This is a genomic window from Pseudomonas marginalis, assembly GCF_001645105.1.
Taxonomy (GTDB): Bacteria; Pseudomonadota; Gammaproteobacteria; order Pseudomonadales; family Pseudomonadaceae; genus Aquipseudomonas; species Aquipseudomonas petroselini.
Map to the genome: position 1 here is coordinate 266,419 of NZ_LKEG01000060.1, position 23,093 is coordinate 289,511.

At 62.7% G+C, this 23,093-nt stretch carries 26 protein-coding genes; 10 read left to right on the forward strand and 16 right to left on the reverse strand.

Annotated features, from left to right (window positions below; translation table 11 throughout):
- Nucleotides 1-2 precede the first annotated feature (2 nt).
- Entirely contained in the window at nt 3-1,283 is a 1,281-nt protein-coding gene (gene serS, locus AO064_RS28970; protein ID WP_064055399.1) for a serine--tRNA ligase, read from the forward strand.
- Nucleotides 1,284-2,678 (forward strand): siroheme synthase CysG, encoded by a 1,395-nt coding sequence (cysG, locus tag AO064_RS28975; RefSeq protein WP_012724932.1) that lies wholly within the window; start codon nt 1,284-1,286, stop codon nt 2,676-2,678.
- A 105-nt stretch (nt 2,679-2,783) separates the two neighbouring features.
- Here cysG and AO064_RS28980 read toward each other — a convergent pair whose 3' ends face one another.
- The 6 genes from AO064_RS28980 to tusD all read right to left on the reverse strand — a co-directional run bounded on the left by AO064_RS28980 (nt 2,784) and on the right by tusD (nt 6,220).
- Complete coding sequence (locus tag AO064_RS28980) at nt 2,784-3,779, reverse strand: glutathione S-transferase family protein (RefSeq protein WP_064055400.1); 996 nt, start codon at nt 3,777-3,779, stop codon at nt 2,784-2,786.
- Between the two features lie 88 nt (nt 3,780-3,867).
- Nucleotides 3,868-4,869 carry a glycosyl transferase family protein gene (locus tag AO064_RS28985; RefSeq protein WP_064055401.1) on the reverse strand — a complete coding sequence of 334 codons (1,002 nt, stop codon included), beginning with the start codon at nt 4,867-4,869 and terminating at the stop codon, nt 3,868-3,870.
- Entirely contained in the window at nt 4,866-5,201 is a 336-nt protein-coding gene (locus AO064_RS28990; protein ID WP_012724929.1) for a TusE/DsrC/DsvC family sulfur relay protein, read from the reverse strand. Before AO064_RS28990 ends, AO064_RS28985 begins: the two co-directional genes overlap by 4 nt.
- Entirely contained in the window at nt 5,198-5,476 is a 279-nt protein-coding gene (tusB, locus tag AO064_RS28995) for a sulfurtransferase complex subunit TusB (protein ID WP_064055402.1), read from the reverse strand. The genes AO064_RS28990 and tusB overlap by 4 nt, the downstream gene beginning before the upstream one ends.
- Nucleotides 5,476-5,826, reverse strand: coding sequence for a sulfurtransferase complex subunit TusC (tusC, locus tag AO064_RS29000; protein WP_012724927.1), 351 nt, complete (start codon nt 5,824-5,826; stop codon nt 5,476-5,478). The genes tusB and tusC overlap by 1 nt, the downstream gene beginning before the upstream one ends.
- Before the next feature lies 1 nt (nt 5,827).
- Complete coding sequence (tusD, locus tag AO064_RS29005; RefSeq protein ID WP_064055403.1) at nt 5,828-6,220, reverse strand: sulfurtransferase complex subunit TusD; 393 nt, start codon at nt 6,218-6,220, stop codon at nt 5,828-5,830.
- A 158-nt stretch (nt 6,221-6,378) separates the two neighbouring features.
- Here tusD and AO064_RS29010 point away from each other — a divergent pair, with 158 nt between their 5' ends.
- Entirely contained in the window at nt 6,379-7,554 is a 1,176-nt protein-coding gene (locus AO064_RS29010; RefSeq protein ID WP_064055404.1) for a CaiB/BaiF CoA transferase family protein, read from the forward strand.
- Between the two features lie 92 nt (nt 7,555-7,646).
- Here the strand turns inward: AO064_RS29010 and AO064_RS29015 are convergent, their stop codons facing one another.
- Together AO064_RS29015 and AO064_RS29020 are read right to left on the reverse strand one after the other, a co-directional pair.
- On the reverse strand, nt 7,647-8,141 hold the full coding sequence (locus tag AO064_RS29015; protein ID WP_010209629.1) for a SprT family zinc-dependent metalloprotease: 495 nt from the start codon (nt 8,139-8,141) through the stop codon (nt 7,647-7,649).
- 128 nt (nt 8,142-8,269) lie between these two features.
- Nucleotides 8,270-8,872, reverse strand: coding sequence for a Yip1 family protein (locus AO064_RS29020; protein WP_064055405.1), 603 nt, complete (start codon nt 8,870-8,872; stop codon nt 8,270-8,272).
- A 370-nt stretch (nt 8,873-9,242) separates the two neighbouring features.
- On the opposite strand from AO064_RS29020, the gene ttcA reads away from it, so the two are divergent.
- A complete protein-coding gene (gene ttcA / locus AO064_RS29025) occupies nt 9,243-10,067 on the forward strand; it encodes a tRNA 2-thiocytidine(32) synthetase TtcA (protein ID WP_064055406.1) in 825 nt (274 codons plus the stop codon).
- A gap of 67 nt (nt 10,068-10,134) precedes the next feature.
- Nucleotides 10,135-10,806, forward strand: a complete 672-nt coding sequence (locus AO064_RS29030) for a DNA-3-methyladenine glycosylase I (protein WP_012724922.1) — start codon at nt 10,135-10,137, stop codon at nt 10,804-10,806.
- A gap of 115 nt (nt 10,807-10,921) precedes the next feature.
- Here the strand turns inward: AO064_RS29030 and AO064_RS29035 are convergent, their stop codons facing one another.
- From AO064_RS29035 to arsC, 3 genes are read right to left on the reverse strand one after another with little or no spacing between them, the layout of a single operon-like run.
- Complete coding sequence (locus AO064_RS29035) at nt 10,922-11,341, reverse strand: DUF2069 domain-containing protein (protein WP_064055407.1); 420 nt, start codon at nt 11,339-11,341, stop codon at nt 10,922-10,924.
- The gene (wrbA, locus tag AO064_RS29040; RefSeq protein WP_064055408.1) at nt 11,325-11,939 is read right to left on the reverse strand and encodes an NAD(P)H:quinone oxidoreductase; all 615 of its coding nucleotides are present in this window, start codon (nt 11,937-11,939) and stop codon (nt 11,325-11,327) included. Before wrbA ends, AO064_RS29035 begins: the two co-directional genes overlap by 17 nt.
- On the reverse strand, nt 11,936-12,289 hold the full coding sequence (gene arsC / locus AO064_RS29045) for an arsenate reductase (glutaredoxin) (RefSeq protein ID WP_012724919.1): 354 nt from the start codon (nt 12,287-12,289) through the stop codon (nt 11,936-11,938). The genes wrbA and arsC overlap by 4 nt, the downstream gene beginning before the upstream one ends.
- A 115-nt stretch (nt 12,290-12,404) precedes the next feature.
- Here arsC and AO064_RS29050 point away from each other — a divergent pair, with 115 nt between their 5' ends.
- A complete protein-coding gene (locus AO064_RS29050; RefSeq protein WP_012724918.1) occupies nt 12,405-12,866 on the forward strand; it encodes a TlpA disulfide reductase family protein in 462 nt (153 codons plus the stop codon).
- 79 nt (nt 12,867-12,945) lie between these two features.
- Here the strand turns inward: AO064_RS29050 and AO064_RS29055 are convergent, their stop codons facing one another.
- From AO064_RS29055 to AO064_RS29075, 5 genes are all read right to left on the reverse strand, one after another.
- Nucleotides 12,946-13,350, reverse strand: coding sequence for an META domain-containing protein (locus AO064_RS29055; RefSeq protein WP_064055409.1), 405 nt, complete (start codon nt 13,348-13,350; stop codon nt 12,946-12,948).
- Nucleotides 13,347-13,787, reverse strand: coding sequence for a hypothetical protein (locus AO064_RS29060; protein WP_064055410.1), 441 nt, complete (start codon nt 13,785-13,787; stop codon nt 13,347-13,349). Before AO064_RS29060 ends, AO064_RS29055 begins: the two co-directional genes overlap by 4 nt.
- Nucleotides 13,788-13,858: 71 nt before the next feature.
- Nucleotides 13,859-14,848, reverse strand: coding sequence for a 2-hydroxyacid dehydrogenase (locus tag AO064_RS29065; RefSeq protein ID WP_064055411.1), 990 nt, complete (start codon nt 14,846-14,848; stop codon nt 13,859-13,861).
- A 157-nt stretch (nt 14,849-15,005) separates the two neighbouring features.
- Nucleotides 15,006-17,759 (reverse strand): response regulator, encoded by a 2,754-nt coding sequence (locus tag AO064_RS29070; RefSeq protein ID WP_064055412.1) that lies wholly within the window; start codon nt 17,757-17,759, stop codon nt 15,006-15,008.
- Between the two features lie 293 nt (nt 17,760-18,052).
- Nucleotides 18,053-18,568, reverse strand: a complete 516-nt coding sequence (locus AO064_RS29075) for a DUF2062 domain-containing protein (protein ID WP_064055413.1) — start codon at nt 18,566-18,568, stop codon at nt 18,053-18,055.
- 135 nt (nt 18,569-18,703) lie between these two features.
- On the opposite strand from AO064_RS29075, the gene AO064_RS29080 reads away from it, so the two are divergent.
- The 4 genes from AO064_RS29080 to lpxK all read left to right on the forward strand — a co-directional run bounded on the left by AO064_RS29080 (nt 18,704) and on the right by lpxK (nt 23,083).
- Entirely contained in the window at nt 18,704-20,929 is a 2,226-nt protein-coding gene (locus tag AO064_RS29080; RefSeq protein ID WP_064055414.1) for a DNA internalization-related competence protein ComEC/Rec2, read from the forward strand.
- Between the two features lie 83 nt (nt 20,930-21,012).
- Nucleotides 21,013-21,648, forward strand: a complete 636-nt coding sequence (locus tag AO064_RS29085) for a MotA/TolQ/ExbB proton channel family protein (protein ID WP_012724911.1) — start codon at nt 21,013-21,015, stop codon at nt 21,646-21,648.
- Nucleotides 21,645-22,073: an ExbD/TolR family protein gene (locus AO064_RS29090; protein WP_064055415.1), complete on the forward strand. Its 429-nt coding sequence runs from the start codon at nt 21,645-21,647 to the stop codon at nt 22,071-22,073. Before AO064_RS29085 ends, AO064_RS29090 begins: the two co-directional genes overlap by 4 nt.
- A complete protein-coding gene (lpxK, locus tag AO064_RS29095; protein ID WP_064055416.1) occupies nt 22,073-23,083 on the forward strand; it encodes a tetraacyldisaccharide 4'-kinase in 1,011 nt (336 codons plus the stop codon). The genes AO064_RS29090 and lpxK overlap by 1 nt, the downstream gene beginning before the upstream one ends.
- Nucleotides 23,084-23,093 lie beyond the last annotated feature (10 nt).

Here is a 23,093-nt window from a genome sequence, read left to right on the forward strand (position 1 = left end):
ACATGCTCGATTCCAAACTGTTACGTAGCAACCTTCAGGACGTAGCGGACCGCCTGGCATCCCGTGGCTTTGCCTTGGATGTTGCGCGCATCGAAGCGCTGGAAGAACAGCGCAAGACCGTCCAGACCCGCACCGAAGCACTGCAGGCTGAGCGGAATGCGCGCTCCAAGTCCATCGGTCAGGCCAAGCAGCGCGGCGAAGACATTGCGCCGCTGATGGCGGATGTCGAGCGCATGGGCACCGAGCTGTCCGACGGCAAGGTCGAGCTGGACAAGATTCAGACCGAGCTGGATTCGATCCTGCTCGGCATCCCTAACCTCCCGCACGAATCCGTGCCGATTGGCGAAGACGAAGACGGCAACGTCGAAGTGCGCCGGTGGGGCACGCCAACAGCCTTTGATTTCGAGATCAAGGACCACGTTGCCCTGGGCGAACTGACAGGTGGCCTGGATTTTGAAACTGCCGCCAAGATGTCCGGCGCGCGCTTTGCCTTGCTGCGCGGCCCGATCGCACGCATGCACCGCGCCCTGGCGCAGTTCATGATCAACCTGCACACCGCTGAGCATGGTTACGAAGAAGCCTACACCCCTTACCTGGTGCAGGCGCCGGCGCTGATGGGCACCAGCCAGCTGCCGAAGTTCGAGGAAGAGCTGTTCAAGATCAGCCGCGACGGTGACGCCGATCTGTACCTGATCCCGACCGCCGAAGTGTCGCTGACCAACATCGTGGCGGGCGAGATCCTCGACGCCAAGCAACTGCCGCTGAAGTTCGTGGCTCACAGCCCGTGCTTCCGCAGCGAAGCCGGTGCATCGGGTCGTGACACTCGCGGCATGATTCGCCAGCACCAGTTCGACAAGGTCGAGATGGTGCAGGTGGTCGAGCCGTCGACCTCCATGGAGGCCCTAGAAGGCCTGACCGCCAACGCCGAACGCGTCCTGCAACTGCTGGAGCTGCCGTACCGCGTGCTGGCGCTGTGCACCGGCGACATGGGTTTCAGCGCCGTGAAGACCTACGACCTCGAAGTGTGGGTGCCGAGCCAGGACAAATACCGCGAGATTTCGTCGTGCTCCAACTGCGGTGATTTCCAGGCGCGTCGCATGCAGGCCCGTTTCCGCAACCCGGAAACCGGCAAGCCGGAGCTGGTCCACACCCTCAACGGTTCCGGTCTGGCTGTAGGCCGCACCCTGGTGGCCGTGCTGGAAAACTACCAGCAGGCTGACGGTTCTATCCGCGTACCTGAAGTGCTCAAGCCTTACATGGCGGGCGTTGAGGTCATCCGCTAAATGGAATTTCTGCCGCTGTTTCATAACCTGCGCGGCAGTCGCGTGTTGGTCGTCGGTGGCGGGGAGATTGCCTTGCGCAAATCCCGGCTGCTGGCGGATGCCGGTGCGGTGCTGCGAGTGGTTGCTCCCCAGATCGAAGACCAGTTGCGTGAGCTGGTGCAGGGCAGTGGCGGGGAACTGATGTTGCGCGGTTATCAGGAGGCCGACCTCGACGGTTGCACCCTGATCATCGCGGCAACGGACGACGAGCCGCTGAACGCGCAAGTGTCCAGCGATGCCAAGCGCCGTTGCGTGCCGGTCAATGTGGTGGATGCGCCAGCCTTGTGCAGTGTGATCTTCCCGGCGATCGTCGACCGCTCACCGTTGGTGATTGCCGTGTCCAGCGGCGGCGATGCGCCGGTGCTGGCGCGCTTGATCCGCGCCAAGCTGGAAACCTGGATTCCGTCCACTTACGGCCAATTGGCCGGGTTGGCGGCGCGTTTTCGTGCCCAAGTCAAAGGGTTGTACCCGGATGTGCAGCAGCGTCGTGCGTTCTGGGAAGAGGTGTTCCAAGGCCCGATTGCCGACCGCCAGTTGGCCGGGCAGGGCGATGAAGCTGAGCGCCTGCTGATCGAAAAGGTCAATGGCGCGCCACCTTATGCGCCGGGCGAGGTCTATCTGGTCGGTGCCGGCCCGGGTGATCCCGACCTGCTGACCTTCCGCGCCCTGCGTCTGATGCAGCAAGCTGACGTGGTGCTGTATGACCGCCTGGTCGCTCCGGCGATCCTCGAACTGTGTCGCCGTGATGCCGAGCGCATCTATGTTGGCAAGCGTCGCGCCGACCACGCGGTGCCGCAAGACCAAATCAACCAGCAACTGGTGGACCTGGCCAAGCAAGGCAAGCGCGTGCTGCGCCTCAAGGGTGGCGATCCGTTCATCTTTGGTCGTGGTGGCGAAGAGATCGAAGAGCTGGCGGCCCATGGCATCCCGTTCCAGGTGGTGCCGGGGATCACGGCGGCCAGCGGTTGCGCGGCATATGCCGGGATTCCGCTGACCCACCGTGATTACGCGCAGTCCGTACGCTTTATCACCGGGCATTTGAAGAATGGGACGTCGGACCTGCCTTGGCAGGACCTGGTGGGACCCTCGCAGACCCTGGTGTTCTACATGGGTTTGATTGGCTTGCCGATCATCTGCGAACAGCTGATCAAGCATGGGCGTGCGGCGGATACACCGGCGGCGTTGATCCAGCAGGGCACCACGTCCAACCAGCGCGTGTTCACCGGCACCCTGGCGGATTTGCCGCGCATGGTGGCGGAGCATGAAGTGCATGCACCGACGCTGGTGATCGTCGGTGAAGTGGTGGTGTTGCGCGAGAAGCTGAAGTGGTTCGAAGGCGCACAATCCCAGGTCTGAGCCTTAAAAGCATCGGGAGCAAGCCCCCTCCCACATTGGAATGCATTCCAATGTGGGAGGGGGCTTGCTCCCGATGACGCCTTCAGACACAGCACTGCATATGGATCAGCCCCAGACAGCACTGCCGTTTAGCCGCCCACGATCATGCGCAGTATCAAACGCTTGCAACGGCCCCTTCGGCACAATTCCCGTCGGGTTGATCGTGCGGTGACTGGCATAGTAATGCCCTTTGATATGCTCGAAATCCACCGTCTCGGCCACCCCCGGCCACTGATACATCTCCCTCAGCCAATTCGACAGGTTCGGATAATCCGCAATCCTGCGCAGGTTGCATTTGAAGTGGCTGTAATACACCGCATCAAAGCGAATCAGCGTGGTGAACAGCCGCACATCCGCTTCAGTCAGGTATTCGCCTGCCAGGTAACGATGGTCGCCTAAGTGATGTTCCAGGTGATCCAGCTCCGCAAACACATCATCAAACGCACGTTCATACGCCTGCTGTGAGGTGGCAAAGCCTGCGCGATACACGCCGTTGTTCACCGCTGGATAAATACGTTCGTTCAACGTGTCGATGGTCGTGCGCAGCGGCTCGGGGTAGAAATCCAGAGTGTTGCCGGTCAATTCATTAAAGGCACTGTTGAACATGCGGATGATCTCCGCCGATTCATTGCTGACGATGCGCTGCAGCTTTTTGTCCCACAGCACCGGCACGGTGACGCGCCCGGTGTAGTCCGCAGTGTCGGCGGTGTAGCGCTGGTGCATAAACGCAAAGTCGTCGAGTTTGTCGCCGGTCGAGCCATGGGCCTTGTCGAAGGTCCAGCCGTTTTCGAGCATCAACCAACTGACCACGGACACATCGATCAGGCTTTCCAGGCCTTTGAGCTTGCGCAGGATCAGGGTGCGGTGCGCCCACGGGCAGGCCAGGGACACGTAAAGGTGGTAGCGACCGGCCTCGGCCTTGAAGCCGCCTTCGCCGCTCGGGCCGGGCGCGCCATCGGCGGTCACCCAGTGGCGGCGTTGCGCTTGTTCGCGTTGGAAAGCGCCATCTGCGCTACTTTCGTACCACTGGTCTTTCCAGTGTCCTTCGATCAGCAAACCCATGACTGGCTCCTTGGCTAATAAGCGTTGGAGCCCAGTCTAAAGGGATGAGTTCGAACTAAAAGCGCAAATACCGGGCGTGAATAATCGATTAAATCGATTTGTCCCGTGCGGCCCAATACTGCTGGGCCAATTCAAAGGCTTGCTCCCTTGGGTGGCCCAGGCCGCGCAAGGCCAGGGCCATGGTGGCGATCAGCGCCAATTGCGGGTAGCTGTCCTCGACGTCACCGCGCCACACGGCCTTCAGGTGTTCGGGTTCGAGCGTGGCCGGCTTGACGTGGCGCTGGGCGGAGAGGGCGGGCCATTCTTCGTCCCAGCTTTCGCCAGCGGTGGTGCCGTACAGATGGCTGAGGGTGTCAGGGTTGATCTCGACCTCGCCGCCATCCCCTTTCACCACGATCACATTGTCACCCAGCAGGCCGCTGGCATCGCGGTGCACGCCCTGATAACCCGGATGGAAAATGCTTTGCAGCCCCAGGCGTGCCTGCAGCGGGTTGAGCAGGCGCGCCAATGAGTGGATCGGCGAGCGCAGGCCCAGGGTGTTGCGCAGGTCGATCATGCGCTGCAATTGCGGCGCCCAATCACCCAGTGGAATAAACGCCAGGTTGCCTTGCGCATAGGCGGCCTCGACCTGCTGCCAGTTACGGCACAGCGGGATCTGCAAACCTTCGAGCAATTGCTCGGTGTACAGCCGGCCCGCCGTGTGTGCGCCACCCCCGTGCATGAGGATGCGCACGCCGTTCTGCGCCAGGCACTTGGCCGCCAGCAGGTACCACGGCAAATGGCGTTTCTTGCCGGCGTAGGTGGGCCAGTCGACATCCACCTTCAGCGCCGGGGCGTGCAGGCGCTCGCGCACGGCTTCGGTGAAGCCTGCAAGTTCCTCTGGGCTTTCTTCCTTGTGGCGCAACAGCATCAGGAAGGCGCCGAGCTGGGTGTCCTCGACTTTTTCGTCGAGCAGCATGCCCATGGCCTCGCGGGCCTCTTCGCGGGTGAGGTTGCGCGCACCGCGCTTGCCTTTGCCCAGGATGCGCACGAATGGCGCAAACGGGTGCTCGGCAGGCGTTTCAAGGGTCAGCGGGGCAAAGTCGGTCATAAGCAATTCGTCGGCCTGGGCAGGCCCGCCAGCTTGGCGGCGAGTTTGGCGGGAGTGCCGTTGAACAGTTTGTTGAGGTGCAGGCTGTTGCCCTTTTCCGGGCCCAGTTTCAAGGCGGTGTACTTGATCAATGGGCGCGTGGCCGGGGACAGCTGGAATTCGGCATAGAACTGACGCAGAAGCGTGAGGATTTCCCAATGGTCTGCGGTCAATTCCAGGGTTTCGGCGGCGGCCAGGGCGTTGGCCACCTCATCGGACCATGCGTTGAGGTCAACGAGGTAGCCGTCCTTGTCCAGTTCCAGGGTGCGTGCGCCAACGGTCAGGGTGTTCATAGCCAACTGTTGACCTTGTCGTAGTCGAGCGACAACTGCACGAAGCCTGGGTAATCCACGCTATCGGCCCAATCCGGGAGCGGCAGGTTGCGTGCCTGCATGTCCTCGGCCAGCACAAAGACTTTCACGCCTTTGGTGTGCAGGGCGGGGCTGTGGAGCCCGTAGGCGCCATCGCCGCAGAGCAGGATGGCGTCTTCGGCGCCGCAGATACGCAGGCAGCTGTCGAGGCGGCTATCGGTAAGCGGGGAGTGGGAAACCACATGGAGAGTCGACATCAGAGGGTAATCACCTGGTCGTAACGGTCAATCAGCGCGGCGATCGCGGCACTGTCCAGCGGCTCGGCGCTGACGGGCATCGTGAGGCCGCGCGCGGCCAGACTGTGGCGGCAGGCGAACACCTCATCGATGCCGAACAGGCCCAGCGCCTGGAGGTTGGCGCTGAGGTCTTTTTGCTGCACGGCCTTGGCGTCCTGGTGCGGCGCCAGTTGGAACACGCCGTCATCGAGGAACAGCAGGCCAATCGGCAGATCGAAGGCGCCACCGGCCAAAACGATGTCCAGCGCTTCGCGGGCGCTTGGCCCGGACCACGGTGCCTGGCGGCTGATCACCAATAGGGATTTGGACATGTCACGGCCCTCCAAAACAGATCAGGCGGTCGGCGGCCTGGGTGGCGTCGTGCAATTGCCCCAAGCCAGACAGCTCCCAAGGCGCCTCGAGGTTGACCGCGCTGCGTTGATAGCGCGTGGCCTCCTCCTGGTTGAGCACGCCACGGCGCAAGGCGGCGGCGATGCACACCACGCTATCAAGCTGGTGCGCGCTGACAAACTCGCGCCATTGGTGGGCAATGTCTTGTTCGTCCTGGGGCGCAACGACGTTATTGGACGCGCTGTAGACGCCGTCCTGATAGAAAAACAGCCGCACAATCTCATGCCCGCCGGCCAGCGCCGCCTGGGCGAACAGCAGAGCGCGGCGCGAGGAGGGCGCGTGGGCGGCGGAAAACAGTGCAATCGCAAACTTCATGGAACACTCTGCAAGCAAACGTCGGCCAATGATAAAGCCGTCGCCCTGAAAAAGCCCGCCGTGATCAAAACGGTCACTGTCGATGACTGTTCAGGCGATTGCCGGTAGGCGCAAGGCTGCCTAGTCTGTGGGCATTCAAATGCCGAAATGGAGTTTCCATGTCAGGTCCCTTGGCGTCACTCAAAGTGTTGGATTTTTCTACCTTGCTGCCTGGTCCATTCGCCTCGTTAATGCTGGCGGACATGGGCGCCGAGGTGCTGCGCATCGAATCGCCCACGCGCATGGACCTGTTGCGCGTCCTGCCGCCTCACGACCAGGGCACGTCAGCCAGCCATGCCTACCTCAATCGCAACAAGCGTAGCCTGGCGCTGGACCTCAAGCAGGCCGAGGCGCTGGAGATCGTACGGGCGTTGGTGAAAGAGTACGACATTGTGCTCGAACAGTTCCGACCGGGGGTGATGGAGCGGTTGGGGCTGGAGTATGAGGCATTGAAGGCGATCAACCCCCGGCTGATCTATGTGTCGATCACCGGATACGGCCAGACCGGGCCCTACAAGGACCGCGCCGGGCACGATATCAATTACCTGGCGCTGGCCGGGGTGGCCAGCTACACCGGACGCCAGGACACCGGGCCGTTGCCGCTGGGCGTGCAGTTGGCGGATGTGGGCGGCGGTTCGCTGCATGCGGTGGTGGGGCTGCTTGCGGCGGTTATCGCCCGGCAGCAGAGCGGGGTCGGCCAATACTTGGACGTGAGCATGACCGACTGCTCGTTCAGCCTGAACGCCATGGCCGGCGCGGGTTACCTGGCGTGTGGGGTGGAACCGGAGCGGGAAGGCCACGTGCTCAATGGCGGCAGCTTCTACGACTATTACCGCTCGCGGGATGGGCGCTGGATGTCGGTGGGCAGCCTGGAGCCCGCGTTCATGCAGCCATTGTGTGACGCGTTGGGGCGTCCGGATTTGGTGTCGATGGGCCTGAGGCCTGATCAGCAGCCAGCGCTGAAGCAGGCGCTGCAGGTCGAGTTTGAGAAGCGCAGCTTTGATGAGTTGTGCGCGTTGTTCGCCGCAGTGGATGCGTGTGTGGAACCGGTGCTGAGCTTGCGTGAGGCGGTGGAGCATCCGCAGTTGAAGGCGCGGGCGTTGGTGAGCCAGGTGCCACGGGGCGATGGCTCGACCCAGGCGCAACTGGCCTGCCCGCTGAAGTTTTCCGAGGGGTTGCCTGAGCCCAGGCATATGGGCGCTGCGGTTGGGGCGCACAGTGATGAGGTATTGGCGGAGTTGGGGTTCAGTGCTCAGCGCATAGAGGACTTGCGGCGGGCCAGGGTTGTAGGGTGACTGAACCGACGCCATCGGGAGCAAGCCCCCTCCCACATTTTTACCCGGTTCACCCTTTGGATGTGGGAGGGTGCTTGCCCCCGTTGAGGCCCTTACTCCACGCGGGTTTCCCCGGTAAACACCAAGGTCTGGCGACACCGCCGACACAAATACCGCCGCCCCTGAGCCACCATGCCATGGCGCTGTGACGAAAACGGAAAGTCACTGTCCGCACACGGGCATCGGTAGATATAGCGAGTCACCTGACGGCGCTTCACTTCATAGGTGTGGCAACGGTCCGGCGGCAGTTCATAGACCCCGCGCATGATCAATTGCCATTCCTCGCCATGGGGCTGGATGCGCTCGCCGAACAATTGGTGGGCAATCAAGTGCGCCACTTCATGGGCCACGGTCTGTTTGAGGAAGTGTTGGCTGTTCTCACGGTACAACTGTGGGTTGAAACGCAGCAGGTTCTCGTGCAAATGCGCGACACCGGCCTTCTGGCCCCGCAGCTTGAGGCTGACCTGGGGGCGTTTGAAGCTTCGTTTGAAAAAGGATTCGGCTTGTAGGAAACAATCTTCGACGCGGGTATTGAGTTGCTCGGGCATGCTGTACATATCTCCAGAGACGTCCAGTATGCCGCAAAGCTGGGTGTTTCCGAATCTGTCAGGCGCCGAATGGTCATGCATAACGCACAAAGCCACCTTGCGGTGGCCTTGCCTACGGATTTATCCGCTCAGTTGGTGTAGATCGGACCCACGCCCAAGCCCCAGACGATCACGGTAAACGCCATGATCGCCACCAGTACCACCAGGCCCACGGCCAGCACCGAGCTGGAAAACAGGAAACCCTCGTCCGGGTCGATGCTCATGAACGTCGGCAGCCCCACGTACAGCAGGTACACCGTGTAACAAATGGCCGCCGTGCCCACCACCATGCCCAGCCACATATGCGGATAGAGCGCGGCCAGCCCGCCGATGAACAGCGGCGTCGCGGTGTAGGTGGCAAACGCCACGCAGCGCGCCATGCTGGGGTTGGCATCGTAGGTGCGTGCCATCCAGTGAATGAACGCTCCCATCACTGCCACGCCGCCGAGCATGGCGGCGTAGGACATGATGGTCATCCACAGGGCGCTTTCCTGGGTCAGCATCACCGGCGCGCGGTTGCCGATGACCCAGCCGACCTGGGTGGTGCCGATAAAGGCGGATACGGCGGGGATCGCCGCGAGAATCAAGGTATGGGTGAGGTACATGTGGCCGATGCTTTCTTCTTTATCGCCACGGATTTCCCGCCATTCCTGGTCGGGATGGGTAAACAGCCCCACGACGTGATGGATCATGCCAGTCACTCCTGTCGTTGTTACCATCGCCCCCCATCGGAGCGCCCACGGGCCAAATGGCCTCAAAGGTCCTGGATACATGTGCGACCTCTAGTCGCAGTATAGGAAGGGATGACCGGAATGACTGTAAGGCCTTTAGAGCAAATTGCGCTGTAAACACGGGGGTTAATCGCGGCGGGGTCTGTAGGTGGCGATGTGATTCAAGGTGGGAGGGGGGGGCTTTCATCGCCTAGCCAATGGGGCTGCTGCGCAGCCCAGCGCGGGGCAAGCCCGCTCACCACAGCAAGCCCACTCCCACATTGGAACTCAGCGGGTCATGAAGGTAAAATACCCGGCTTTTCGTCACACACCTTTTGCGGATCCAAGCGCCATGGGCACTCTTACGGTCAACCAGAACAAACTGCAAAAACGCCTGCGTCGCCTGGCCGGTGAAGCGGTCGCCGATTTCAATATGATCGAGGACGGCGACAAGGTCATGGTCTGCCTCTCCGGCGGCAAAGACAGCTACACCCTGCTCGACGTGCTGCTGCATCTGCAAAAAGTCGCGCCGATCCAGTTCGAGATCGTCGCCGTTAACATGGACCAGAAACAGCCAGGTTTCCCTGAACATGTGCTGCCGGCCTATCTCAAAGAGTTGGGCGTCGAGTACCACATCGTTGAAAAGGACACCTATTCGGTGGTCAAGGAACTGATTCCGGAAGGCAAGACCACCTGCTCGCTGTGCTCGCGCCTGCGCCGTGGCACGCTCTACACCTTCGCCGATGAGATCGGTGCGACCAAGATGGCCCTGGGTCATCATCGAGATGACATCGTCGAGACCTTCTTCCTCAACATGTTCTTCAACGGCTCGCTCAAGGCCATGCCGCCCAAGCTGCGGGCCGATGACGGGCGCAACGTGGTGATCCGCCCGCTGGCGTATTGCAACGAGAAAGACATCCAGGCCTACTCCGACTTCAAGCAGTTCCCGATCATCCCGTGCAACTTGTGCGGTTCCCAGGAGAACCTGCAGCGCCAGGTGGTCAAGGAAATGCTGCTGGACTGGGAGCGCAAGACCCCAGGTCGTTCCGAAAGCATCTTCCGCAGTCTGCAGAATGTGATCCCCTCGCAGTTGGCCGACCGCAACCTGTTCGACTTCGCCAGCCTGAAGATTGATGAAACCGCCGCGTCGCGCTTCGTTAATGTTGTGAACCTCTGAGCTGATTCGATGCTCTGACACACGGCGCTCGCGGGCGCCGTTTTCAATTCAATTGCCAGGAGAGGGCATGCGCGATTACAAGTGGCTGCACGAATATTGTCTGAACCGCTTCGGTTCGGCGGCCGAGTTGGAAGCCCATCTGCCTGTTCCCAAGACTGCGGCGCAGTTGCGCAAGATCAGTGATGATCGCTACCTGTCGACCCTGGCGCTGCGCGTGTTTCGTGCGGGCTTGAAGCACAGCGTGGTCGATGCCAAGTGGCCGGCGTTCGAACAGGTGTTTTTTGGCTTCGACCCGGAAAAGGTCGTGCTGATGGGCGCTGAGCACCTGGAGCGGCTGATGCAGGACACGCGGATCATCCGCCACCTGGGCAAGCTCAAGAGTGTGCCGCGCAATGCGCAGATGATCCTCGACATTGAGCAGGAGAAGGGCAGCTTCGGCGCGTTTGTCGCCGACTGGCCGGTGACCGATATCGTCGGACTGTGGAAGTACCTGAGCAAGCACGGCCATCAACTCGGCGGGCTGTCAGCGCCGCGTTTCTTGCGCATGGTCGGCAAGGATACGTTTGTGCCGAGTGATGACGTGGTCGCCGCGCTGAACGCGCAGAAGATCGTTGATAAGGCGCCGACCAGCCTGCGCGACCTGGCGACGGTGCAGGGCGCGTTCAACCAGTGGCATGCCGAGAGTGGCCGGCCGATGTGCCAGTTGTCGATGATGTTGGCCTACACCGTCAACCACTGATCAGCGCTTATCGTGGCGAGGGAGCTTGCTCCCGCTGGAGTGCGAAGCGCTCCCAAACGATCTTGGGGCTGCTGCGCAGCCTAACGGGAGCAAGCTCCCTCGCCACAGGGTGTGATCAGTTGGGTTGCGAATCAACGGCCAGGCGGCGATTGAGCTGATGCCGCCACCGCACATACAGCAATGCCGTACAAAACACCGCCAGGCTCGCTAGCATCTCCAGCACCCCGAACCCTTGCCGGTTCGGGTCATACGCCGCCAGCGCGCCCTTGATGAAATACAGGTTCACCACAAAGCACATCCACGAATGCCCGCGTGCGCTGCCCAGCAGCATGCCTGGCGCCAGCATCAGCAGTGGCACCAATTCGATCAGCAGGATCACCCACGGCCGTGCGCCGTGCAGGTCAGCGACGAACAGGTAGTACACGCAGAGCAAACCCACCAGGCCAAAAAACGCCAGCAGGCTCAGTGCCCGGGCCACCTTGACCCGTGGCTCGAGCCACGCCTGGGGCGGCAGGACCTTAGGCTTTCTGGCCACGGCCGTTCTCCAGCAGCGTGGCAGTGTTGGCCAGGCGCAGGCCAAGGGCGCGGCACAGGGCGATTTCATGTTGATCGAGCAGGCGCTTGCCGTCCGGCCCCGCATGGTGGCTGGCACCATACGGCGTGCCGCCGCCCTGCGTATCGAGCAACGCTTGTTCGCTGTAGGGCAGGCCGGTGATGAGCATGCCGTGGTGCAGCAACGGCAGCAGCATCGACATCAGCGTGGTCTCCTGGCCGCCATGCAGGCTGGCGGTGGAGGTAAACACACCGGCCGGCTTGCCGACGAGGGCGCCGGTAAGCCACAGGTTGATGGTGCCGTCGAGGAAATACTTGAGCGGCGCAGCCATGTTGCCGAAGCGGGTCGGGCTGCCCAGGGCCAGGCCCGAGCAGTGCTTCAGGTCATCGAGGCTGGCATACAGCGCGCCTTCCTCCGGAATGCTCGGCGCCACGGCTTCGCACTCGGTGGAGATCGCCGGCACGGTGCGCAGCCGGGCTTCCATCCCGCCTTGCTCGATGCCCCGGGCAATCTGCCGGGCCATTTCGCTCACGGAGCCGTTGCGGCTGTAATACAACACCAGCACATACGGCGACGTCACGGCAGGATCTCCACTACGTTTTCCGGCGGACGGCCAATGATGGCTTTGTCGGCGGTCTCCAGGATCGGGCGTTCCATCAGCTTCGGGTGCGCGGCGATGGCAGCGATCAATTGGGCTTCGCTGAGGCTGGCGTCGGCCAGGTTGAGGGTCTTGTATTCGTCTTCACCGCTGCGCAGCAGTTGGCGCGCGCTGATCCCCAGTTTGCCCAGCAACGCCTTCAACTGTGCGGCGTCCAGCGGGGTTTCCAGGTAACGCACCACGGTAGGCGTGAGGCCGCGGGCTTCCAGCAGTTCCAGCGCACCGCGGGATTTCGAGCAGCGCGGGTTGTGATAAAGCGTCAGATCGGTCATGTGCGGGTCGCATCTTGCGTAAGGTGGCGGGTATTCTACCCGCGCAGCGACCCGTCCTTAAACCGTAAGAGGCGATAGGTCGCAGCCAACGTTCATTTTTGCGAAGGATTACCCCATGACTAGGCGACTGATCGGTGCATTGGCGATCATCACAACCCTGCTGCTCAGCGGCTGCGGTAACGATTACGGCGTTGACCAATATGGCCAGAAAGTGGCGGCCGAGCGCTTGGACAAGCAGTGGCTGGTGGTCAATTACTGGGCTGAATGGTGTGGCCCGTGCCGCACGGAAATCCCCGAGCTCAATGCCTTGGCCGAACAACTGAAGGCGCAGAACGTGGGCGTGTTCGGGGTCAACTTCGACAATGTGCAGGGCGCCGAACTGAAGGAAGCCAGTGAGAAGCTGGGTATCAAGTTCACGGTGCTGGCGCAGAACCCGGAGGGGATCTTCGATATTCCACGCAGCGAGGCGTTGCCGGTGACCTACATCATTGATGACAAGGGCAAGGTGCGCGAGCAGTTGATGGGTGAGCAGACGGCGGAAGGGGTGCTGGCCAAGCTCAAGGCCTTGCGCGGTTAAAGCCACAACTCAAAATAACTGTGGGAGGGGGCTTGCCACCTCCCACATTTAGCTTCCATCAATCCATAGAGTGGAAAAATCAGCCTTCTTCGAGCCACAGGCGAATCGGCTTGCCTTCGGCCGGCCAGAACCGCGTCTGTTCGATCGGCGAGATGTCCCAGCGCTGCACGCCTTGCAGGGCCTGGAAGAAGCGGTGTTCCTGTTCCATCAGGGCTTCGCCGCAGAGTTTGCGAGTGCTGCCGATCTTGCCGAAGCTGAGCGTGTCGCCCTCCAGGGTGTACGGCGCAAACCAATGGTTGCAGCCGCCATTGCCGTAGGCGCGGCCATCGGCGCCGAGGGTGACGGTCAGGTGCGCGTAATCCATCAGCGGCCGTTCGCCAATCCATTCCACCACGTAGCTGTGATCCTGCTTGAGCTTGACCGAGTCCCCGGCACAGCCCGTCAAGGCCGCACCGACGGCGGCGAGCAGAAGCAGGCCTTTCATTGTGCGGCCTTCTGGCATTTAGGGCAGCGGTGCTTGTCGCCCTCGCTGGCCCAGCTCAACTCGGCGATCCGCGCATTGGCGGCCGGTTGCAGCGGCGCTTTGGTCAGCTTGGTTTCCACCGCAAATTCGAACTCCAACACCGCATCGCAGCTGTCGCAGTTGACCTTCCAGGTGTGAATCTCCAACTCGCCGAACTTCGGCCCCTGGGCCATCGCGACCCACTGGCCCGCCGGGCGGATGGAGTAGCGCGCGTCACCTTCGACGGTGAGGCGCATCGACAGGGTTTTACTACCGCGCAGGGTGACGATCAGCACGTCGCCATGCTTGATCGAACCACCGTTGCCAGTCACCTGGTAACGGCCCGGCACCAGGGCGCGGCATTCGATCAGGGTGTGTTGCGGGCTCAGCAAACTGAAGCGGAAATCGTGTTCGGCCATGGATCCTCCAAATAGGCGCGGCATCCTATCACGGGTGCCGGCTCATCATGAGCCTGGTATGTGACCGCTGATCATCCTTCGACCAGGTTCTGCGCCCGGCCCTCGGCCCAGGCGACAATGTTGGCCAACGTGGTACCGGCGATGGCCGCCAGGGCTTCGCGGGTGAGAAACGCCTGGTGGGCGGTGATGATCACAGTGGGGAAGGTCAGCAGGCGCGCGAGGACGTCGTCCTGCAGGGGCAGGTCGGAGCGGTCCTCGAAAAACAGCTGCGCTTCTTCCTCATACACATCCAGCCCGAGGTAGCCGAGTTGGCCGTCCTTGAGCGCCTCGATCAGCGCCGGGGTGTCGACCAGCCCGCCGCGGCCGGTGTTGATCAGCATCGCGCCGGGCTGCATCTGCGCCAGCGAGCGGGCGTTGATCACGTGTTTGCTGTCGGCGGTGAGCGGGCAGTGCAGGCTGATGATCTGCGCCTGGGCCAGCAATTCGGGCAGGGTTACGTAGCGCGCGCCCAGGGCCTCGACCTGCGGATTGGGGAAGGGGTCATAGGCGAGCAGTCGGCAACCGAAGCCGGCCATGATCTTGGCGAAGGTGGCGCCGATCTGCCCGGTACCGACCACGCCGACGGTCTTGCCCACCAGGTCGAAACCGGTGAGGCCATGCAGGCTGAAATCGCCATCACGGGTGCGGTTGTAGGCGCGGTGCAGGCGGCGGTTAAGCGCGAGGATCAGCGCGACCGCGTGTTCGGCCACCGCGTGGGGCGAATAGGCCGGCACGCGCACGACGGTCAGTCCCAGGCGTTTGGCGGCGGTCAGGTCCACATGGTTGTAGCCCGCCGAGCGCAGGGCGATCAGCCGCGTGCCGCCCTTGGCCAACTGTTCCAGCACCGGGGCGCTGAGGTCGTCGTTGATAAACGCGCACACCACTTCGTGGTGTTCGGCCAGGGCCACCGTGTCGAGGTTGAGCCGGGCGGGCTGGAACTGCAGCGCCAGGCCTGGCGGCAGCGGCTCGCCGAGAAAGCTGTCGCGGTCGTAGGTTTGGCTGCTGAAAAAAATGACGCGCATCAAAAAGCTCCCTGCAATTAATCCGTCGGAAACGCTGATCAATGGTGGGAGGGGGCTTGCTCCCGACTAGTGTGTGTCAGTTACAGATGCTTCGATTGACACCACGCTATCGGGGGCAAGCCCCCTCCCACAGGTGATCAGCGCCTATAAAGTAGCGTCAGGCGCTGACCCGCGCTTCGCTGGCCAGCCGGGCAATGGCCATGTCCAGCTCGTCCAGCGCGTGCTGGGCCTTGGCGTCGTCCTGCTTGAGCAGGGTTTCGGCGCGGTGGCAGGCGGCACGCAGTTGCGGTACGCCGCAGTAACGGGTCGCGCCGTGCAGGCGGTGCACACGTTCGATCAGGGCGCTGTTGTCGTTGGCGTCGCGGGCAATGGTGATGGCCAGGCGATCGGCCTCCAGGGAGGCCAGCAACATGGCGAGCATATCCGCCGCCAGGTCAGCCTTGCCGGCGGCCAGGCGCAAGCCTTCTTCATGATCCAGCACCGGCAGTTGCACGCCGGGGCCGAGGCCGTCGGTGGCGCGTTCCGGGCCTTGATTGCGCAGGGCCAGGCCGGTCCATTTCAACACCACCTGGGCCAGTTGCCGCTCGCTGATGGGTTTGGTCAGGTAATCGTCCATGCCGCTTTGCAGCAAGGCGCGTTTTTCGTTGGCCATGGCGTGGGCGGTAAGGGCAACCACCGGCAATGGCGTGCCGCTGCGCTCGCTTTCCCACTGGCGGATCGCCTCGGTGCTTTGGCGGCCGTCCATGCCGGGCATCTGCACGTCCATCAGCACCAGGTCGAAGGTGTCCTGTTTCACCGCGTCGATGGCCGCATACCCGCTTTCCACCGCACGCACCCGTGCGCCCATGTCTTCCAACAGGGTCTGCACCAGCAGCAGGTTCGCCGGGTTGTCGTCCACGCACAGCACGCGGGGCGCCCGGCTGGAGAGCGGCTCGCCCGGTTCGCTGCGCGACGGGCGTGGGCTGATCAGGTCGGACAACGCACGGCGCAGTTTGCGCGTGCACGCCGGCTTGGCCTGCAACTGGCTGTTGGGGTTGGGCACCGATTGGTTGAACAGCATCTGTTCGGTGGTGGGGCACAGCACCAGCACTTTGCAGCCCAGGTGTTCAAGGTCCCACAAGTGCTGGTTGAGGCGCTCGGGCGGGATGTCATTGGCGGTCACGCCGAGGACCGCGAGGTCAATCGCCTGGTCGGTCTGGTGGGCGCTGGTGATGCCGTTGGTCAGGCTTTCAAGGCTGGTGAACGGCGTGACTTCCAGGCCGCAGTCTTCCAGTTGATGCTGCAGCGCCTGGCGCGCCAGCTCGTGGTTTTCCAGCACGGCCACACGATGGCCCAGCAGTGGCGCGGACGGCAGGTCTTCGACGTCGTCACGGGTCTTGGGCAGGTTCAGGCTGATCCAGAACTCCGAGCCTTCGCCCGGCGTACTGTCGACGCCGATTTCACCGCCCATCTGCTCGATCAGGCGCTTGGAGATCACCAGCCCCAACCCGGTGCCGCCGGGCTGGCGCGACAGTGAGTTGTCGGCCTGGCTGAAGGCCTGGAACAGCGCGCGCACGTCCTGGCTGGACAGGCCGATGCCGGTGTCTTGCACGCTGATGCGCAATTGCACGCTGTCTTCTTGCTCGTCCTCGATCATCGCCCGGGCGACGATGGTGCCTTCGCGGGTGAACTTGATCGCGTTGCTGATCAGGTTGGTGAGGATCTGTTTGAGGCGCAGCGGGTCGCCCACCAGCGCCAGCGGCGTGTCGCGGTAGACCAGGCTCACCAGTTCCAGCTGCTTGGCATGCGCGGCGGGGGCAAGGATGGTCAGGGTGTCTTGCAGCAAGTCCCGCAGGTTGAACGGGATGCTGTCGAGGACCAGCTTGCCGGCTTCGATTTTCGAGAAATCGAGGATTTCGTTGATGATGCCCAGCAGGTTGTCGGCGGATTTTTCGATGGTGCCCAGGTAATCGAGCTGGCGCGGCGTGAGTTCGCTCTTCTGTAGCAAGTGGGTAAAGCCGAGGATGCCGTTGAGCGGCGTGCGGATCTCGTGGCTCATGTTGGCCAGGAACTCCGACTTGATGCGGCTGGCCTCCAGGGCCTCCTTGCGCGCCAGGTCCAGCTCGATGTTCTGGATCTCGATGGTTTCCAGGTTCTGGCGCACGTCTTCGGTGGCCTGGTCGATGCTGTGTTGCAGTTCTTCCTGGGCATTCTGCAGGGTCTCGGCCATGCGGTTGATGCCCGAGGCGAGTTGGTCGAGTTCCTGGCTGCCCAGCGGTGGCAAGCGGGTTTCCAGGTTGCCGTCCTTGAGTTGGGCCACGGCTTGCTTGATCTGGCCGATCGGTGAGTTGATCGTACGGCTGATGCGCAGGGCCAGCGCCGCGGTGCAGATCAGGCCGATGGCGATCAGCAACAGGCTGGCGAACAGGCTGCGGTAGCCACGCAACAGCATGCCATTGTGGGACAGTTCCACCTCGACCCAGCCCAGCAGGCGATCGGCCTCATCCGGGATCAGGTCGCCGGCGAGGTTGCGATGGCGGCCAAACACCGGCAGCAAGTAGCGGGTGGCGTCATTGCCGGTGCGCTGCAGCAGGTGGGAACTGTTGCCGATCGGCGGCTGGTTGAGCATGGTCGGGCCGGCGTGGGCGAGCGATGCGCGGTCCGGGCTGAGGAATGACACGGCGCGAACGTCCGGCTGCTCCAGGGACTGGGTGGCGATGCGCTCCAGCAGGTCGGTGTTGCGAGCGCTCAGGGCGGGCGCAACCAGCGGGGCCAACTGCTCGGCGATCATTTCGCCGCGTTGCAGCAGTTGGGTCTGCAGTTCGGAGAGCTGCATCCAGGTGAAATAGCCCCCCAACAGTGAGGCCATCAGGCTGGTCGGTAATAACGTCAGCAACAGTACGCGGCCTTTTATCCCCATTCTTGTAAGCACGCCACTCTCCTGCTACCACATTGATATCTACGGAATTGCGCGGGCATCCGGCCCGCGCCACCTGCGCAGTGTAGCCATTTGCGCGGCGAGGAATCTTGCAAATTAATGACAGATGGCAATCTTCAAGCCAATTGGCGTCCGGCGGCGATTGGCCGCAGCGGGGGAATCTTGAGTAATCAGCTCTTGAGAATGACTTGCAGACCGCCGCAAGCTCAAGGCCATCGGCTACACCGAGCGCGAAGTGCGCAGGGTGTGGGGCAAGGGCTGCGCGTGCATTTGCGCTGGCGGGCCTGCTAGGCGCGGCGTTGTTTGCGCTTTTTCCACTGATGGGCAACCCACCAGCGCCAATAGCCCATGGTCACGCAGTAGGCGAGGGCGCCCAGCACCAGTCCCAACACCACTGAACCGAGCAGGAACGGCTGCCATAAGGTGCTCAGTTGGCCGCTGATCCATTCCCAGGTCAGGTCATCGGGCAGGCTGCGGGGCGGCACATTCATCAGCCAGGCGCCGGTCATGTAGGTGCAGATAAAGACCACCGGCATGGTAATCGGGTTGGTCAGCCACACCAGGCTGATCGCGATGGGCATATTGCCGCGCACCGTGATCGCCAGGACCGCCGCCAGCAGCATCTGCAAAGGAATCGGGATAAAGGCCGCGAACAAACCCACGGCCATTGCGCGTGCGACCGAGTGGCGGTTGAGGTGCCAGAGGTTCGGGTCATGCAGCAACGTGCCGAGAAACTGTAATGACTTGTGTTCCCGGATACTGCTGGGATCAGGCATATACCGTTTGAATAAGCGCCGGGGCATAAGGGGTCCAGGTCAGTTCGAGGGGCAAGTATGCCCGCATTCTATAAACAGAAAATTCAGACTTTGTGACAAAACATCATAGGCCGCGCTGGGTGCTCGGCTAAGACTGAGTGGATCACTTGAAAAGGATGATTCATGAGGACAGGGATGTTCACGTTTGCGCTGGGGCTGCTGGCCTTGCGTTTTCTACCGGCATTGCCGGCAACCGGCTGGCTGATCGCCCTGCTGGTGCTGGCGTTGATGCTGCTGCCGTTTCGCACTTACCCCTTGGCGTTTTTCCTGCTGGGGCTGAGTTGGGCGTGCATCAGCGCACAGTGGGCCCTGGATGACCGCCTGCGGCCAGTATTGGACGGCCAGACGCGTTGGGTGGAAGGGTGGGTCACCGGTCTGCCGCAACAGACGGGCGAGGGCGTGCGTTTCGTACTGACCGACAGCCGGTCACGTAACGCGCGGTTGCCCACACGCATCCGGGTGTCCTGGCGTGGCGGGCCGCCGGTGCGCAGCGGTGAACGCTGGCGCCTGGCGATCACCCTCAAACGACCGGCCGGGTTGCTGAATTTCCACGGCTTTGATCAGGAAGCCTGGCTGCTGGCCCAGCGGATTGGCGCCACCGGCACGGTGAAGGACGGCGAGCGTCTGGCACCGGCCCGCCACGCCTGGCGTGACAACGTGCGCCAGCGCCTGATGGTGGTGGATGCGCAGGGCCGGGAAGCCGGCCTGATGGCCCTGGTATTGGGCGATGGTTCCGGATTGGCCGCTACCGATTGGCAGGTGTTGCAGGACACCGGCACCGTGCATCTGCTGGTCATTTCCGGCCAGCACATCGGTTTGCTCGCGGGCTTGATCTACGGGTTGATCGCCGGGTTGGCCCGCTACGGCTGCTGGCCGCGAACCTGGCCGTGGCTGCCCTGGGCGTGCGGCCTGGCGTTCAGCGCCGCGCTGGGTTACGGCGTGCTGGCAGGGTTTGGCGTGCCGGTGCAGCGCGCCTGCGTGATGGTCGGGTTGGTGTTGTTGTGGCGCTTGCGCTTCCGGCATCTGGGGCTGTGGTGGCCATTGCTGCTGGCACTCAATGCGGTGCTGGTCCTGGAGCCGTTGGCCAGCCTGCAGCCAGGGTTCTGGCTGTCGTTTGCGGCGGTGACGGTGCTGGTCCTGGCGTTTGGCGGACGGCTGGGGCCGTGGAGCCTGTGGCAGGCGTGGACCCGGCCGCAGTGGTTGATTGCCATCGGGTTGTTTCCGGTCTTGCTGGTGCTGGGGCTGCCTATCAGCCTCAGCGCACCGTTCGCCAATCTGGTTGCGGTGCCCTGGATCAGCCTGGTGGTATTGCCGCTGGCGTTGCTGGGGACCGCGTTGCTGTCGCTGCCGTGGGTGGGTGAAGTATTGCTGTGGCTGGCGGGCGGTGCGCTGGACGGCTTGTTCAACGGCTTGGCGTGGCTGGCCGGGTACATGCCTGCCTGGATCCCGGCCGAGGTGCCGTTGGGCTATTGGCTGGTGAGTCTGCTCGGTGCGGTGCTGCTCCTGCTGCCCAAGGGCGTGCCGTTTCGGCTGCTGGGCTGGCCGATGCTGTTGCTGGCGGTGTTTCCGCCGCAAGAACGGGTGCCCCATGGGCAGATGGAGGTGGTGCAGCTGGACGTCGGGCAGGGACAGTCGCTGATTTTGCGCACGCGTCACCACACTTTGCTGTATGACGCCGGTCCACGCTCCGGAACCTTTGACCTGGGCGCCCGCGTGGTGTTGCCGTCGTTGCGAAAGCTTGGGGTAGCGGCCTTGGACCTGATGCTGCTCAGCCACGCCGACGCCGATCATGCCGGTGGTGCGGCAGCGATTGCCAAGGGCCTGCCGATCAAGCGCGTGGTGGGTGGAGAAACCGACGGGCTGCCGGCGTTTCTCGGCACCCGGCCGTGCATCAGTGGCGAGCGCTGGACCTGGGACGGCGTGACGTTCGAACTCTGGCAGTGGCCTGGCGCCATCAGTGGCAATCCGAAGTCTTGCGTGTTGCAGGTGCAGGCCAATGGCGAACGCCTGCTGCTGACCGGCGACATTGACCGCGCCGCCGAACAGGCCATGCTCGCTTCCCCGCTGGCGGTGCCCACTGAATGGTTGCAAGCGCCGCACCATGGCAGTCGCAGTTCTTCGTCGTGGGCGTTTCTGGAGCGCCTCGCCCCTGGTTCCGTGCTTATTTCACGGGGGCGGGGTAATGCGTTCGGCCATCCGCATCCCCAGGTGATGGCGCGCTACCAGCGGTTGGGCAGCCAGGTGTATGACAGTGCCGAGCAGGGTGCTGTGCGCGTGCAATTGGGCGCTTTCGCACCACCGGTTGTTGCGCGCAGTCAACGCAGGTTCTGGCGCGAGCGGTTACCTTAGGCTCTGGCAGCCGCGGCCGATGGGGTCTGTGGCCGACGAACCTATATGGTAAAGTGGCGCACTTTTTCGAGGGGACATTCACTGTGTGGGAATTGGTCAAATCCGGCGGCTGGATGATGTTGCCGATCATCATGAGCTCTATCGCCGCACTCGGCATCGTCGCCGAACGCCTGTGGACCCTGCGTGCCAGTCGCGTTACCCCCGAGCACCTGCTGGGGCAGGTCTGGTCCTGGATCAAGAACAAGCAGTTGGACAAGGACAAACTCAAGGAGCTGCGCGCCAATTCGCCGTTGGGTGAAATCCTCGCCGCCGGCCTGGCCAACTCCAAGCATGGTCGCGAGATCATGAAAGAGTGCATCGAAGAGGCCGCCGCGCGCGTCATCCATGAACTGGAGCGCTACATCAACGCCCTCGGCACCATCGCCGCCATGGCACCCTTGCTTGGTTTGCTGGGTACGGTACTGGGCATGATCGATATTTTCAGCTCGTTCATGGGCTCTGGCATGACCACCAACGCGGCCGTGCTGGCCGGTGGTATTTCCAAGGCGCTGATCACCACGGCAGCAGGCCTGATGGTGGGTATTCCTTCGGTATTCTTCCACCGTTTCCTGCAGCGTCGCATTGATGAACTGGTGGTGGGCATGGAACAGGAAGCCATCAAACTGGTGGAAGTGGTGCAGGGCGACCGTGACGTGGATCTGGTTGGGGGCAAAGCGTGAAATTTCGCCGCAAGCAACGGGAAAATGTCGATAACAACCTCGCGTCGCTGATCGACGTGGTGTTTATCCTGCTGCTGTTTTTTGTCGTCACCACCACCTTCACCCGACAAACCGAGCTGCGCGTCGACCTGCCGGAAGCCGTGAGCGGCTCGCCGGCCGAAGACCAGGAAGTCAAGCAACTGGACATCGCCATCAGCGCTGACGGGGTGTTTTCCGTGAACAATCAGTTGCTCGAGAAAAACGACCTCGCCAGCCTGATGGATGCGTTGCAGAAAGAGTCCGGCGGTGACACCCAGCGGCCGTTGTCCATCAGCGCCGATGGCAAGACCCAGCACCAGGCCGTGATCACTGCGATGGATGCCGCTGGCAAGCTCGGCTTCAGCCATTTGCGCATGACCACCGTCGAGGCGGCGAGCCCACCCTGATGGCCATGTCCGATCGTTTGCTCAAGGCCTGGTACGAAGGCCATCCGGCACTCGCACTGTTGCGGCCGCTGGAATCTCTGTATCGCCGGGTGGTGCAACGCAAGCGCGCACGCTTCCTGGCGGGTGAGGGCGAGATCTATCAATCGACGGTGCCGGTGGTCGTGGTCGGGAATATCACCGTGGGGGGCACGGGCAAGACGCCGTTGATCCTCTGGTTGATCGAGCACTGCCGACGCAGCGGCTTGCGCGTGGGCGTAGTCAGTCGCGGTTATGGCGCCAAGCCACCACAGTTGCCGTGGCGGGTCGAAGCCAGCCACAGCGCTGACGTGGCAGGTGACGAACCTTTGTTGATTGTGCAGCGCTGCGGTGTACCGCTAATGATCGATCCCGATCGCAGCCGTGCGGTCAAGGCGCTGCTGGCCAGTGAAACCCTGGACCTCATTCTCTCCGACGACGGCCTGCAGCATTACCGCCTGGCCCGTGACCTTGAACTGGTGCTGATCGACGCCGCCCGTGGCCTGGGCAACCGCCGTTGCCTGCCGGCAGGGCCGTTGCGCGAACCGGTGGAGCGGCTGCAGAGTGTCGACGCGCTGCTCTATAACGGCGCCGCCAGCGACCGCGAGGACGGTTTTGCCTTTTGCTTGCAGCCCGCCGCGCTGGTCAATCTACAGACCGGCGAGCACCAGCCGGTCGATCATTTTGCACCGGGCCAGCCAGTGCATGCGGTCGCCGGCATCGGCAACCCGCAACGTTTCTTCAATACCCTTGAAACGCTACACTGGCAGCCGATACCCCATGCGTTTGCCGACCACGCGCCATACAGTGCCGAGGTCTTGAATTTTACGCCGTCATTGCCGCTGGTCATGACCGAGAAGGACGCGGTGAAGTGCCGCGCCTTTGCCCAGCCCGACTGGTGGTACCTTGCGGTGGATGCACTGCCGTCGCCGGCGTTCGTTGCCTGGTTCGACACGCAGTTGATGCGTCTGTTGCCTGCCCGTCTTTTGCCTTAAACCGCTTCTT

Excerpts from the sequence above, each read along its gene's own strand:
- serS (WP_064055399.1), top strand. The coding sequence starts at position 3 with ATGCTCGATTCCAAACTGTTACGTAGCAACCTTCAGGACGTAGCGGAC.
- cysG (WP_012724932.1), top strand. The coding sequence starts at position 1,284 with ATGGAATTTCTGCCGCTGTTTCATAACCTGCGCGGCAGTCGCGTGTTG.
- AO064_RS28980 (WP_064055400.1), bottom strand. The coding sequence starts at position 3,779 with ATGGGTTTGCTGATCGAAGGACACTGGAAAGACCAGTGGTACGAAAGT.
- AO064_RS28985 (WP_064055401.1), bottom strand. The coding sequence starts at position 4,869 with ATGACCGACTTTGCCCCGCTGACCCTTGAAACGCCTGCCGAGCACCCG.
- AO064_RS28990 (WP_012724929.1), bottom strand. The coding sequence starts at position 5,201 with ATGAACACCCTGACCGTTGGCGCACGCACCCTGGAACTGGACAAGGAC.
- tusB (WP_064055402.1), bottom strand. The coding sequence starts at position 5,476 with ATGTCGACTCTCCATGTGGTTTCCCACTCCCCGCTTACCGATAGCCGC.
- tusC (WP_012724927.1), bottom strand. The coding sequence starts at position 5,826 with ATGTCCAAATCCCTATTGGTGATCAGCCGCCAGGCACCGTGGTCCGGG.
- tusD (WP_064055403.1), bottom strand. The coding sequence starts at position 6,220 with ATGAAGTTTGCGATTGCACTGTTTTCCGCCGCCCACGCGCCCTCCTCG.
- AO064_RS29010 (WP_064055404.1), top strand. The coding sequence starts at position 6,379 with ATGTCAGGTCCCTTGGCGTCACTCAAAGTGTTGGATTTTTCTACCTTG.
- AO064_RS29015 (WP_010209629.1), bottom strand. The coding sequence starts at position 8,141 with ATGCCCGAGCAACTCAATACCCGCGTCGAAGATTGTTTCCTACAAGCC.
- AO064_RS29020 (WP_064055405.1), bottom strand. The coding sequence starts at position 8,872 with ATGATCCATCACGTCGTGGGGCTGTTTACCCATCCCGACCAGGAATGG.
- ttcA (WP_064055406.1), top strand. The coding sequence starts at position 9,243 with ATGGGCACTCTTACGGTCAACCAGAACAAACTGCAAAAACGCCTGCGT.
- AO064_RS29030 (WP_012724922.1), top strand. The coding sequence starts at position 10,135 with ATGCGCGATTACAAGTGGCTGCACGAATATTGTCTGAACCGCTTCGGT.
- arsC (WP_012724919.1), bottom strand. The coding sequence starts at position 12,289 with ATGACCGATCTGACGCTTTATCACAACCCGCGCTGCTCGAAATCCCGC.
- AO064_RS29050 (WP_012724918.1), top strand. The coding sequence starts at position 12,405 with ATGACTAGGCGACTGATCGGTGCATTGGCGATCATCACAACCCTGCTG.
- AO064_RS29055 (WP_064055409.1), bottom strand. The coding sequence starts at position 13,350 with ATGAAAGGCCTGCTTCTGCTCGCCGCCGTCGGTGCGGCCTTGACGGGC.
- AO064_RS29060 (WP_064055410.1), bottom strand. The coding sequence starts at position 13,787 with ATGGCCGAACACGATTTCCGCTTCAGTTTGCTGAGCCCGCAACACACC.
- AO064_RS29065 (WP_064055411.1), bottom strand. The coding sequence starts at position 14,848 with ATGCGCGTCATTTTTTTCAGCAGCCAAACCTACGACCGCGACAGCTTT.
- AO064_RS29075 (WP_064055413.1), bottom strand. The coding sequence starts at position 18,568 with ATGCCCCGGCGCTTATTCAAACGGTATATGCCTGATCCCAGCAGTATC.
- AO064_RS29080 (WP_064055414.1), top strand. The coding sequence starts at position 18,704 with ATGAGGACAGGGATGTTCACGTTTGCGCTGGGGCTGCTGGCCTTGCGT.
- lpxK (WP_064055416.1), top strand. The coding sequence starts at position 22,073 with ATGGCCATGTCCGATCGTTTGCTCAAGGCCTGGTACGAAGGCCATCCG.